Genomic DNA, 14,636 nt, shown 5'->3' with positions numbered 1-14,636 from the left:
GGGCAAAGCTGCCCCTTTATGTATAAAATCTGCGGTTAACACATTACCGTGTTACACGTATTGCAGGTTCTTTCTCTCACTGTATTACAGTGTTGGGTAACATTTGTTTCGGTACATATTGTAGTTATCCAATCATTTGTAAATCCACCTGCGACCATAGGTGTTGCATCTTTACCAACCGTGTGTGCATTTTTGCTTAGTTGCTTATAGTTCTTTTTAACTAGCTTTAATTTCATAAGAATCCTGCCTTAATTACTTTTTATGATTGACTTTATAGGTCAGCAAAATGTTATTTAAATTAACATTAAATGTAAATGTTTATTTATTGAAATAGTAAACTATTCCAATTCAATCTAGCGGAATAAATGTAGGCACAATTGATGCTACCAATACGAAAGCGAGTGCGAGATTGAGTGCTCTAAAGTATTTTGGGTGTTTTATTAATTTAGAGAGCTTAGTGCCAACCAATAACCAAGATAAAATACATGGTAAATTGATTAAGCTAAAAACTACAGCAACCAACACCACTGAACTAAAGTGTGTTGAGGGTGTATAAATGGTGATGGCAGACAGTGACATTGACCAAGCTTTAGGGTTGATCCATTGAAACATCACGGCTTCGAAAAAGGTCATAGGTTGCGCAGTAACATGTGACTCAAATTCAATCGGTGTTGTGCTGGCTACTTTAAACGCAAGGTACAGTATGTATGCCGCGCTTAGCCATTTTAAAACTTCATGCAGCACAGCAAAACGTGTAAACAGTTCTCCGATCCCTGCACCAACGAGCAATATCATCGCAGCGAAACCGAGGTTTATTCCTAAAAGTAAGCGAATACAGCGCCTTGTTCCAAACGTTATGCCTGAGCTGAGCAATATCAAGTTGTTTGGTCCCGGTGTGATTGACGATACAAAAGCAAATAAGCTCAGCGCGTAAAGTAGTTCATAAGTCATAGTTTGAATCTCTCGTGGATTGGTAAATCAATTTTAGTGATGAATAAACACAACTATTCAGCGTAATTGGAGGTGGTGGCAGGTTTTTACACAACTATATTTACTAAAAGCATTGAAATGCGAATTTATCTTGTGCTTAATCGTGGCTGGCAGGAAAAAGTTGCTGTCATACCACCAGAAACTTGCATTGTGGCAACAAGCGACGAGCATAGGCTAGTGACGAACTTGAGAGTGTTAAGCCTAACCATATATTCCGTTGAGATAGACGTTGTTTACTGTCGTTTTAGAGCAAGGATTTATTAGATACTAAATTTTAACATAACAATTAAATGAAGTTTTTAAACAGGAGGTAAATTAAAATATTCATTTTGATTTACTACTTTATTCCTGATTTCACGTCCATTTTTATACTGAAAATATAATAATATTAATTTTAAGGCTTTTATGAGATTTTTATTTTTTTAACATGCGCGTTTATGTTAATTTCTTGCAGCTTTTATTAAATGGAGAAATGAAAGTTGTTAAATTTTAAGTGTGCAAATATTGTGCTACTTTCTCTTGTTAGCTGTGCATGTTTGGGGTTTTCATCCCAAAAACCTCGGTTAACTGATGGTGAGTTAGCATTTCATCTAAAAGGTGAAACAGATAAAATATCCTGGACAAAAGTTGAAGGTGCAACTGAATATTCCGTTCAGGCATATCCAGGAGATTTCGTTTATCAAGCCCGCTTTGGTCAGGGACCAATGAGCGAAGCTAGCCAGTTTAGTGGTGTTGACAGCATTTTTATTCCGGAATACAAATCGTATTCAAATTCGATTGAAATTACCAACCCCAGATCGGATGTGCGTTATTTAGTTACACCCTGTAATCAATTTGGCTGTACTGACGGCATTATTGCGGAGCGTATACATGCGTCAACTTATCTGCATGCGATTGAAGAGTTTTCTTTCAGTAAAAGCTTAGTCTACCCATGGGAATCTTCAACAATACGCTGGAAAAGCAGCGGTGCTCATACTGTTAACCTGTTAAAAAATGACCAAACCTATTTAACAAATTTACCATCGAGTGGCAGTGTACCCGTACGCATAAACGATAACACCGAATATTCAATTCAAACCATAGGTGTTGGTAGTGTAAGAACACGATCGCGAACCTTACTATATCAACACGCCAAAATTGAGGCACCCATTAATGACAGTGGCTTTTTAATGCCACTGCGCAATTTGGGGATAGACATTATTCCACGCACTTTAGTTAGAGGCAGCGATCGCTATTTATTTGTCGTCGACAAAGCTAACAATCTGCATAAAGTGGATTATTCAAAAACCACCCCCGAACTAATTTGGTCAATTCCTTTGGGTGGTAAAGTGGTCAATAAACCCTTAGTCGAGCAGGGGATCTTATACTTTGGCGTCAGTAAAATTGACGGCTCAGGAGATGTGTGTTCGTTAAATGTCAGCTACGCAACGCGTAAATCTTGTAAAACAACAACGGATGCCGTGATAGCTGGCGCACTTGCTATGGACCTGTACCAAGGGCCTCGGGTCGTTGGCAGTAGTATTGTATTTGTTAGCCACAAAGGGCGCGTGCTTGAATATGCGCCACAATTGGTGGAGTTGCGTAATACGTCAAGCTTACCTGTGTCTATGCTGGGGGAGTCAATTATTGCCACCCCGGCTATTAATCGCCGAGAAGGCAGAGTCTACTTCCAATACCAAGATGCGAGTTCACAAGAGACCAAATTAACCTCTATTAAGTTTTCAAATTACATTGGTGGTGCAGAGCCCATCGATCCCGGTAACCCAGGTGGTGATCCTGGAGATGATCCAATTGTTGGACCGATTGACCCGCCAGTGCTTTTTTCTGTAGCTGTACCATTGAGAGCACCTTCTAAGATGGAGGTCGCTGAATTTAATGAGCAATCGGCTAATAACGACACTATGTTGGAAGTGGAATGGACAGCCACAGTGCTTGATGACACCGAACAGACAGGAGGTCAGCATGAGTAAATTTAACACTTTATGTTTTTATTTATTAATGTGTATTGGTTTTACTGCTCAAGCAAGCAATGCTGATAAGCAACAATATTGCATCACCACAAAGGAAGTTATATCCCTTGAACTCGATGAGACAACCAAAAAGCACACCATAGAATTAGCCAACCCCTCAATGGCATCTATATTTGCCAAGGTGACTATGAGATCAGGCGATAAAACGACGCCGATTACAGGAGCGGGTGGTCATACTTATCAAGTGACAAGAGAATTTGGCGTGGGGCGGTATGAGTTTAATTCTGAACACAGCTGGCAAATAAACCAGGAGGAAGACGTCGTTTACTGTGCTCGTACACTCATTGTTAAGCCCTATTCAAAGCCGACTATAAGTGTAAGAGAAACGCGCGACAACAATGACAAAAGAAACGTGACTTTGACTGTCAGCGCGACGGATGCGGTCAGTCCACTTAAATCATTTTACGTGTGCGAAAGTAATCGTTCAGGTGATTGTAACAGAGGTGGCTATAGCAATCACTTCGACCCAAATGATAGCTTAAACCAAACGATCCCGCTGACTGTTGACTATGAAAATCCAAGATACTTTACATTTGTTGCAATAAATGTCTTTGATAGAGAAGAAGTAAAAACCATAGCGGTAGCCCGCGCGGATGAGCCAAACACCACAACACAAATCACTTTAACAATTTATGATTCCAATGGTGGTGAGCTTGCTAACGACACCGTAGTAAAAGCAGAAACAGAAGTACATGCGGTGATCAATATCAATGACTCGGATATTCAGTCATCAAACTGGCCAAACAGTGCATCAATAAACAATCAAGCGGCGGGTGGTGGTGATTTATCCGGTCTCCCCAATGAATTTCCATGTTTTAACGGAGCTAAAAAACGGACAACCTCATGTTATAAAACCTTTTCAGTGACTCAAGATACGACATTTACCGCAATTTCCGGTGATGGCACATCAAATGCTATCCGCATTAAGGTACCGTCTTTACCGAACATTACTGATACTAGCTTATCCAGCAGTGTGGTGACAGCGGGTGAGAGAGTGACGTTGCGCTTTAAAGCCATGGACGCAGGTAGTGGGGTAAATAATAAAGATAAAATCAATATCTGTATTGTACCGGGTAAACAGTCTGACATTAGCAGTTGTGGTAACAATACTCAAATCAGCTTAGGTGGCGTTTCTGCTGAAGAGGGTGAGTACTCGGTTGATTTTACAGCACCAGCAGCGGAGACCAGCACAACCTACTATACAGTAGTCATTAGGGTGCAGGATAACGATGTCGATCAATGGGTGTCTAGTACTCTATATTTATCAGTATATAAACCCGTAGGTATCGCACTAATTATTCCAAAAAGAGATGAGGGGAGAATATATAAACGAAATGTAACCCATACGCTTACTGTACGAATTGGCGCTTTACACAGCTCCCATCCAGGTAAGCAAATACAAGCCATAGAAATGTTTAAAAAGTCTAACGTAGAGACTGTGGTAGCCAGTGTGACAAATCCGGGGAAAATACCTAGTGTAAATGAGTATGCAGGTTTTACGCTCAGCTGGAAACCTGGAAACGAGCTTATTGACGAACAGACGTTTTTAGTTCGTGCAAAAATAGTGGTTAATAATCAAGAGACTGAATACACTAGTCATGACGATGGTTACCCATTTTTGCTTGAACCTGGCACGCCACCGACACCTACACTCAGCATTACACCCAGTGCAGATGCACCGGGGCATTTTACAGTCACAGTACCCCCTGTGAATTTTGCTAACAGTTACAAAGTGTTCGAGCTTAGAAGCGGTGAAACAAGTACCGATCTGCTTGATCAAGAAAAGTGGAAACAGGTTGCAACTATAACTGGAGATGGCACTAGTCATACCCGAGAGATACAAAAAGGGCCAGATACATACAATCAAACTTTTACATATTGCGCCATTGCATATAACGGGGAAAAAACTAGGAGTAGCGCAGACTACAATAGCATCAAAAACCAGTGCGCGACATACACCAATAACAATGGTGGTGGCCTGCCATTAAGGCCAAAATTTACCAATATTGATGAGGCGCCAAGTGGCCCTTATACTTTGTCTTGGACGTCTGAAGATCAAAATAGCGACTATGTAAGGTTTAAGTTAGAAAAAGAAATCGCAGTTGATGTATGGCAAACGCTGTTATCCAATTCTCAAGATACGTCTTTTCAGATTCAGAACCCTGCGATAACGCATAACGTAACATACATGATTAGCTCGTGTAATGTGAATATTGCTGATGAATCAAAGCAGTGTATCAAAGGGGGCAGATTAACTCTTCAACATGCTCCACCAGTGATTAGTTTCGCTAAAATGTGTGCATCAGCGGGCTGTTTAGAGGTGCAGGGAACTGGCTTTCATCAGCAAGGCCAAATTTCGATCCAAGAAAATCTCACAGCAATTCCACATCAAATAGATGCCAGTGAAGTGTCCCTTACAACAGCCGCAAATGGTGTTCAAACCTTAAGGTTCCCGCTGCCTAAGGGAGCTGATAGTGCGTACTACCAAGGTGGGATCTCAGTCGGTGTAAAAAACCAGTTGATTAACAGCCCAATGGCTGAATACAGCACTGGCGAGAACATTGGCGAAGTGATTGACCCCCTCAACCACACCCCAACATTGGGGCAAAGTGGTCAAATCTATGTGGGGATGGGCAATCAATTATGTGCTTTTGACGGCCAAAACCGTCAGTGGTGTAATGCAACGGGCGGGTTTTTGTCTTCTCGTGCTGTGGCCACAACTGCTGGAATTGGCACCGATGTGATTTTTGCCGGATCTCGTGATCATAGCATTTATGCTTGGAGCCAAAATGGCACGCAGCTATGGAAAAATACCACGCAAGGTGCCATAGAAGCCGAAGGCTTACTGGTTGGTAAAACGCAAAACGATGCCACGCTGTTTTATGGCTCTGATGATGGGGCTTTATATGCGCTTAACGCATTAGATGGTAACACCAAATACGTATATAAATTAGGTGCACGTACCATTCAAAAACCCATGTTGGTGGGTGATAATGAAATATGGGTTACTACAGCAGGCGATCAGCTTCATGTTATAAAGCGAGGCAGTGCAGGGGTCGATAAGCTCCTTTGGGGCGACTTACAAGACTCGCCATTACTTGACGGTTTTAATAAAGACATCCCGGCAGGTTGGGTTCCGACCAATGCTGATCATGAAGCAACATACCCATTGTTAAGGCTCGGCTATGTTATTTTACAACGTGAATTGAGTCGCTTTGAGCTGTCATTTTTGACCTACGCAGTGCGCTACAATAATGTGACTTTGTTGGAAGTGGCTGAGGCAATGTTGCAATCGCCAGAGGGCAAGTGGAACCACCCAGACAGTTTAATCAACCTCTATTTTTACGACTCAATCAGTAATATGTTGTTTTTCACGGTGAGGGCTGAAATTGCAGGTAAAAGCCGCGCTCAGTGGGTCAGTGAACTGGATGCTGGCTTGTCAAGAGCGGAGCTAATTCTTCAGTTGGTTCGCTCTATTGAAGTGGCTGAGCGATATGAACCCGTTGTGATAAGTTCGCTATTTTATTACTACGGTATCTGCCATAGCCCTAATCAGTGTAAGTTGACAACTGACTCAGACGGCGATGGTGTAAGTGACGCGATAGAAAGGGTGATGGGGACACGTGTATACGACCCTAGAGATGGTTTGCTCGAATCGCCAACCCTGACTTTAAGTCAAGTAGAGGCTGGCATGCTGTCAGCGTCCATGACATACCATAAAAATATTGACTATTTTGAATTTCATAACCCAGCGGATAACACGGGGCCAACCGTGCTGGCAGCGCGTAATAAAACAGCGACCACCAGTTCAGTTTACCCCAATGGTAGCCATACATTTTATGCTAAGGCGTGTATAGAACGCGAAATAACCTTTGAGGGAGACACCCGTATTCACCGTGCTTGTTCTAACCCATCTGGCACACAGGTTATTGAGATCTCAAATAGTACGATTCAAGGACAAATTCATCCACTGTCTGTCCCTAATCGGGCCGCGAATTATCACGGGCCAAATGTAGATCAGCTTGCAGAGCATCACAGTTTAGCCACCACAACCGGTCACTTTAGGGTGAATGAACAAGGCGCTGCAACCTATTCAATACCGTTACCACTACCAGCAGGTATTGCAGGCGTAACACCTGAGGTTGCGTTAACGTATAACAGTCAGTCAGGCCCGTCATCGGTAGCATTTGGTTGGCAGTTATCCACAGGGTCAAGTATTACACGTTGCAGACAGACAAAATTACACGATGGTCAGTTTGAAGCAATCAGACCATGGCGTGTAGGTAACGACAGGTATTGCCTAGATGGTAGTCGACTTATTTTGACCAATGATGTCACTGAGGGCGAAGTTGGTGCAGAGTATCGTAGTGAAGTGGACTCACAAATTAGAGTTGTGGTTGAGGCACCGGCACTATCGGGTACTAAACAGTTTGCAGTGTATGGTAAAGATGGCAGTAAACGTATTTACGGCGGCTCGCCTGACAGTGAGTTAGGCGGTACGTCATCCCACGGTTGGTTGCTGCGCCAAAGTATGGACCGAATAGCAGCACGTGGTGATGGCACCGCCCCCAATATTGTTCATTATCACTACAGTAAAGGGGGGGAGAGTCAGCAAGTTTTAGGTAATCTTGAAACCGTTCTGAGTAAAATTGAATACAGCGGTAACGAAGATGGCACTGAAAAATACAGCGTTAAGTTTGGCTACAAAAAGGGCGCAGCTCGCCAAGTCGCATTTGACTATTCCGCGGTGAATAAAACCATGGTGTCACAAGCTGAGTTGACCTATATTTCTATCAATAAAGGCAGTGAAACACTGAGACATATTGACCTTGGGTTTGAGTCTGCAGCAAATGGCGCACGCTTGCTAAAAAGTGTGAGAGAGTGTGCAAGCGACAGGCTGGAAGTATGTAAAAAGCCAGTGACATTTGACTATACGCAAAGCTTTGCTCAGCCTCAGCTATTGGCCCCAACGACACTTGTTAGTGCCCCAGCCAACAAAAAAGTGGTTGGCACCTCATTTGTCGACTTACTAGGTAACGGCAAAGCAACCCTTGTCAGCTTGGCACAAACCAACAATGCGCGTCAGCATCAATTGTGTGTTATTGAATCTCAATCTGTACAAAACTGTACGCTGATTGATACTAATAGTACCGCTGATAACATCGAAATGTATGCGTTTGACAAAGAGGACAATGGTCGACAAGGGCTTGTGATCAGAACAGCCAACCGCAGAAGTGACGCACATAACAAGTGGGAGTACTTTAGTTACGACGGGAGTCGTTGGCACAACAGCACGATGATCAACACGCTCACCATGCATAATTTGCGTCTTGGTGATCTGAACGGGGATGGATTTGCCGACTTGCTATACACAGGTGGGCAAAATTACAACACCTACAGACAGCTGTGGAGCCAAACGGATAAAGACGTGTCACCTATCCAAGAAACCGTTTCACTGGACTATATTGACGATGACAAACCGTTCTATTTAATGGACGTCAACTTTGATGGGTTAGCTGATGTGGTGACGTCGGATTGCGCTTATTCAGGTTGTCGCACACCCGGTAAACGAGATGTTGTGTTGGTACATTTCAATCAATATGACACCCGTGCCGATAAACATAAATTTGGAGATAGCCGGTCGCTCCAACTAGTCCATAGCCGATTGATGCCAATGGACGTCAACGCCGATGGGATTGTTGATTATGGTTATGTTAATGCGGATGAACAATGGGCTTTTTCACTGGTAAAACCGTACTCAGGCACTTTTTACTCTCAGGGGACAGAGATAACCCTGCCATCACCAACGAGTGCCAATATCAAACCGGAAGACACGCATATAGCGCCTATTCAGGCAGATCTCGATAAAGATGGCATACCTGAACTGTATGTCGTGGGTAAAGATAACCTCACCCGACATTACTATTTGTATCGTTACGAGTGGGACCCAGCCGATTCTACCTTCAAGATACCCAACCATGAGCCAGTATATGAGTTAGGTGAACAGCTTTCGGTGACTGATAGTATTTTCTTCTTGGATTATGACCACGATGGTGTTGAAGAACTGATATTGAGTATAGGCAATCAGCTCAAGGTAAAAGAGGCGTTATATCGAGCTGGCCCACCGAATATATTAAAGCGGGTTACGCAAGGTTACGGTAACCAAACCGAGATTAACTATGGGTTAGCGTCAGATCCTACCCTGTATACACTCGGAGAGCACAGTAAAACAGAGGCACTTGGCCTGCAATCAAATGCACGCGTAGATGATTTATATGGCGGTGCCTTTTTAGTCGAGCGCGTAACAACGGGGTCGCTGCAAACGATTGATGACGTGACTTCAAATATCGACTTGGCAGTTGATTATCATTACGAAGGCGCTCGTATACAATTTGGTGGCAGAGGCTCATTGGGCTTTGAAGCGTTGACGACGACAACGCAAAAAGACGGTATCACCTTTAAAACCAGAACAGAGTACAGCCAAGCGTTTCCATTGATTGGTATGCCAACCCGCACGCTTAAAACCATGACGGTTGATAACACCAATGTGGTGATAAGCGATGCAAAAAATGACTATCAATACCATGTTAATGGCTGTGACAAGACAACTGACACATGTGCGGACAACAACGACAAGAAGCCAGGCTATTTTACTGTATATGCACATCGTAGTCGTGAATGCGCTGCGCGCATGGATGTAAAGTACGCGGGCGCGATTCAATATGGGGTTTCTGGTTATAACTGTAGTATCACCACGACCCAGCAAGACCCGTTTGCCAATGTAACAAGCATAACCGTAGACCAATACGATGCAGCAAACGCCAGTGACTTTATAAGTCACACCAGCGGTCAATTGTTGTCGTCTGTGACAACGAACAATACGTATTACACCAGTGATGATTGGCTAGAGTTAGGGCGTTTACATCAGGTGGATGTCACAACGACCCGCACCGATGGGTCAGCGCAGTTGGAAAAACGTAGTGAGTTTACTTACCACGCTGGGGGCCCCCTCGATGGCATGCTGATATCAGAGGTGATAAACCCGCAAGGCAACTGTAATGAGTATCTGAAAACCAGTTACAGCTACGATGCAGTGGGCAATGTGGTTAGTAAAGAAACCAGTGGAAAAACGCAAGGTTGCTCAGGTAATACCACACGAAAAACGCAGACGCGTTATGACGCAGATGGTCGCTATGTAAAAAGTAAGGTCATTGTTGACCCCTCATCACAGGCAGACTCACACTCTACGGCAGATATAACGACGCTCAATGTAATTAGTCGTAATAAGTTCGGGCAAGTCACGGAGTCAAGCAATTCGGATGGCGTTCGTCAATACACCAAATATGACGATTTTGGTGAGGCAATTGGCAGTCATTCAGCAACAGGTGCTCAGCAGTACACCGTGCGCACTGCGTGTCCGTTTGAGGTCGACAATTGTGCTGTGGCAATTAACAGTTACCAGAATCACGAGCTGTTAGGCCAGACGTTTTTAGATAAACTCGGTCGAGAAATTGGCAGTAAAGTGCAAACACCAGGCAGTCAGTGGCTTTACTCAAAGCAGCATTATGATGCATGGGGTCGAGTGGTTAAGCAGCTACCGGCGGGGTTACAGAGCACAGAGACCGTGTATGACGTGTTTGATAATCCGGTGAAGGTGACAGACAATCAAACGGGCCTTGTGACGACACTGACTAAAGCGGGTCGTACGGCGACGAGTACTGTCACAGGCAATGTGCCAGGTGATTCACAAACGCAAACGACAACGTTTAACGTATACGGTGAAAAAGCAACGGAAACCGACAATGCTGGCAATGTGTTAACTTACACATACAATGTGCTTGGCAAAGTGGTGAAAGTGAAGTCAAGTGCTGATAACAACAAAGTCTTGATTGAAAACAGCTATAACTTACTTACTGGCTTGAAGGTAAGCCAAACCGACCTAGACAGCGGTACGTGGACATATGACTACAACGCCTTTGGGGATTTGATAAAACAAACAGATGCCAACGGTAATGTACAGACTTTTGGCTATGATGTGTTTGGCCGAAAAGTATCTCATGATGTTAACGGAGCACGCGTTGCGACTTGGGTGTATGACACTGAGAAAAAGCATCGGTTAGCCTACGAATATACAAGTGACTGGTCAAAAGGTTATATTTACGATGGATTTGGCCGCAATGTCGCCTCGGTAACCGACTTTGATAGCACTGCGCTTGAGTGCAAAAGCACAGACCATGTTTGGTACGAACCCTCAAGTAAAGATGTGAGAATATCCACTGACCTAGCATCAGTCGATAGCAGCCAATGTGTTGTTCAACTGACAACGTTTGATGAATTTGGCAGGGTGTTCCAACAATTTGATGACTACCGCCGACTCGCACATAGAAATGAATATATAGAAGCACAAGGTGTTCATTTAACCTATCGAGCGGGCCAAGTAGTCACAAAGAAAGAAGCGAGAGAAGGTACTAACGGCACACTCTACTACCAATTCTCGAAAGCGGATAGCGCTGGACGTGTTACTCACTATAGCAAGGGTCGCTTTGCGATGTCGGTTGGTTATGGCGATATGGGTTTCCTGAGCGACTTGGCTGTGCAAGGCAGTTATGGTTATATTCAATCACATAGTTATCAATTTGATGGCTTAGGGAATCTCACATCACGCGCATTTTCATTAGATGGTGGGCAAATTGAGATAAGCCAATTTGGCTATGACGACTTAAATCGCGTCACCACAGTTAATGGTGAGACTGAATTTGCCTATACCGCAAATGGCAACCTGACGACGAAGTCTGGTTGGACGCAGCATTATGAAGATACAAGGCCTCATGCAATTTCAAGCCGTGTGAAAGGCAGTCAGGTTGAAGCGTTTAAATATGACCAAAATGGTAATCAAATCAGCGCTAAGAGGACAAACGGTGGCAGCACTGACTATCAACGCGATGTGGTGTACTCTGCACGTAATAAGGCAACGCACATTACGGTCAATGGCGAGTTAGTTCAATTTAGTTACGATACCAATAACCGACGCTTTAAACGTGTTGAACGCAATAAAACCATTTTCTATGTGGGTGCACTTGAGATAGTCAAAGAAAGTGGCTCAGAGGCCTTATCTGCTCAAACTTACATTCGTCGAAATATTGGCAACGATGCGGTAAAAACTTACCATGAGAATGGTCAAGAGAGCATACAGTGGTTGTTTACAGACCATCAAGGCTCAGTTGTTGCTGTGGTTAACCATAGTGGTAAGCTCTTAAAGCGCTTTAGCTATGACGTATTTGGCAAGCAATCAGAAGTCTTGATGCCAAACAATGACATAGACAAACTAAATTGGGCGCTTGAAACAGGACTCTTTTGGACTGTTGCAAGTAACCAAAGAGCGTACACAGGCCACGAACCCGTTAAATTTGGTGATGATACGCGCATCATTCATATGAATGGTCGGATTTACGATGCAGATACTGGCCGGTTTATGCAAACCGATCCGTTTGTGCAAGCGCCAAGTAATTTGCAGAACTATAACCGATATAGTTATGTGCTGAATAATCCGTTGAGTTATACAGATCCGAGTGGGTATTTGTTTAAGAAGCTTACTAAATTTATCAAAAAGAACTGGCGGACAATTGTCGCAGTAGTTGCCGCATATGTAACATTTGGCGCTTCTACAGGAGCTTGGACTTTTGGTGAAGTAGCAACATTGTCGGCTGGTCAGCTTGCGGCGGGAGGTATCGCCGCGGGGGCTGTAAGTGGTGCAATATCTACAGGCTCGATTGAAGGAGCATTAACAGGCGCAGTGAGTGGAGGGCTCTTTGGTGCAATAGGTGCTGCCGGGCTCGGCGGCGTTAATACTGTTGCAGCCAGTAGCCTAGCAGGAGGTATAATGTCAGTTATGCAAGGCGGCAAGTTTGGCCATGGATTTGTGAGTGCAGGTGTGGGCGCGGCTACTGGACGTATGTTCGGCAAGGCACCAATAAACCGTATTGTTGGCTCGGCCATTGTTGGCGGTACAGTGTCAGCGATTACAGGTGGAAAGTTTGCGAATGGTGCTATGACAGCTGCTTTTGCTACGGCGTTGAGGGCAGATTGGGAATCTGGCCAAGGTTTTGAATGGGATGGAGTCTATGAAGTCGGTAGCCCAGAGTGGGACGCAAGAGAGGCAGCAATGGCAGATCTTGAACAGGAGCAAGCACAAACAGAGATCAATGGTATGTTGGATAATGGTGGGAAGGGATTATTGGCTTCCAATTGGAACTGGATTGATAATAATCTTGGTCGTTGTATATATGAGTGTGTAATTAATTATCCTGGGATTGAACTTGCGACTGCTGGCATAGTTGCTCCCTCGTTAAACCTAAAAAAGCCCTCAGAATTAAAAGCTTTGGGTCGAGGCGGAAAGTCTGTGTTTACATCAATTGACAGAAGAATGGGTAAATATGGGAATATGGAGTCAGGGGCGGTTGTAAAGAGAGGCAAGATAGGTCGAATTAAATATGTAGGTAGGAATGCGACTACTCTAATCGGTGTAGGTGCCTTTGGTGTTGGTTATACCTCTGGTGCAGTTTTAAGGTGTTCAGTGGAGTGCTCAATCGAATGATTATATTATTATTAGCTGGTGTTTTAGTGCTGTCATTTTATTTTTGGTATCGCTTCCAGAAAGTAGCCAAGTTTAAAAGTAGTCTTGAAGATTTGATAGTAAAGCAATATTTTGAATTTGAGCATTCTCCTTTACCGTATGAAAATTTAGGGTGTTCGATTAATAACCTTGATTTGTGTAATAAGTTAACGATTGAATTGTGTTCTGTGTTTGGAGTAAAGCTGAAAGATAATCGATTTGAGATAAATACACAAATGTCTGAATACTTCTGTATACGCAAGGAAAAAGTGATTGGCTTTAATCGTGAATGGGAATATTTAGGATTAGGTGAAAAAGTAGAGGTGAAAACAGAGTGTTTACCTGTAATATTTAGAGAGGTTTTAGGTGAAAAAAGATTTAGTTATTTTTGTCAAAAACTAGGTGCTAAAGATGAGTCTGAGTTTATTGATTTGATCCTTGATTTAAAAGTGAAAGAAGTATATTCGCTAGTCGAATTAGCTTTATAAAACAAATAGGGTAAGAACCAATTGGACAGGCACAAATTCTTTGCATAAATTACGTTGTTTGACTACTGTTTAAATATCCAGCTTCATTTGAGTTGAATAGATATGACAAGAGCAAAGAAAGCACTGATAGATCTGTCGTCGACGTCTTATTATTAAACCAAATAGGACAGGCACAAATTCTTTGCATAAATTACGTTGCTTAACTACTGTTTAAATATCCAGCTTTATTTGAGTTGAATAGATATGACAAGAGCAAGGAAAGCACTGATAGATCTGTCGTCGACGTCTTATTATCACTTGATAGCACGGTGTGTACGCCGTGCTTTTTTGTGCGGAGACGATAAGTATACAGGCAAAAACTTTGACCATAGACGGACATGGTTAGTCGAGAGAGCAAAACTGCTAAGTCGTGTATTTGCGATTGAAATAGCAGCATATGCCATCATGAGTAATCACTATCATTTGGTGGTTAACGTGAATAGGCAGCAAGCGCTTAGTTGGTCAGATAACGAGGTA

6 protein-coding genes are annotated in these 14,636 nt (G+C 43.3%); 4 read left to right on the top strand and 2 right to left on the bottom strand.

The window, feature by feature from the left end; genetic code table 11:
- Positions 1-35: 35 nt before the first annotated feature.
- Positions 36-236 (bottom strand): hypothetical protein, encoded by a 201-nt coding sequence (locus tag QNM18_RS08030; protein ID WP_284136839.1) that lies wholly within the window; start codon positions 234-236, stop codon positions 36-38.
- A 112-nt stretch (positions 237-348) separates the two neighbouring features.
- Entirely contained in the window at positions 349-951 is a 603-nt protein-coding gene (locus QNM18_RS08025; protein WP_284136838.1) for a LysE family translocator, read from the bottom strand.
- A gap of 518 nt (positions 952-1,469) precedes the next feature.
- On the opposite strand from QNM18_RS08025, the gene QNM18_RS08020 reads away from it, so the two are divergent.
- The 4 genes from QNM18_RS08020 to QNM18_RS08005 all read left to right on the top strand — a co-directional run.
- Positions 1,470-2,960 (top strand): PQQ-binding-like beta-propeller repeat protein, encoded by a 1,491-nt coding sequence (locus QNM18_RS08020; RefSeq protein WP_284136837.1) that lies wholly within the window; start codon positions 1,470-1,472, stop codon positions 2,958-2,960.
- Positions 2,953-13,614 carry an RHS repeat-associated core domain-containing protein gene (locus QNM18_RS08015; protein WP_284136836.1) on the top strand — a complete coding sequence of 3,554 codons (10,662 nt, stop codon included), beginning with the start codon at positions 2,953-2,955 and terminating at the stop codon, positions 13,612-13,614. Before QNM18_RS08020 ends, QNM18_RS08015 begins: the two co-directional genes overlap by 8 nt.
- Positions 13,611-14,120 carry a hypothetical protein gene (locus QNM18_RS08010; protein WP_284136835.1) on the top strand — a complete coding sequence of 170 codons (510 nt, stop codon included), beginning with the start codon at positions 13,611-13,613 and terminating at the stop codon, positions 14,118-14,120. The genes QNM18_RS08015 and QNM18_RS08010 overlap by 4 nt, the downstream gene beginning before the upstream one ends.
- Before the next feature lie 243 nt (positions 14,121-14,363).
- On the top strand, positions 14,364-14,636 hold a 273-nt coding region (locus QNM18_RS08005; protein ID WP_349774889.1), incomplete at its 3' end, for a transposase.

It is taken from the genome of Pseudoalteromonas obscura (assembly GCF_030135505.1).
GTDB classification, from domain to species: domain Bacteria; phylum Pseudomonadota; class Gammaproteobacteria; order Enterobacterales; family Alteromonadaceae; genus Pseudoalteromonas; species Pseudoalteromonas obscura.
This window is presented reverse-complemented; position numbering and strand designations above follow the sequence as displayed.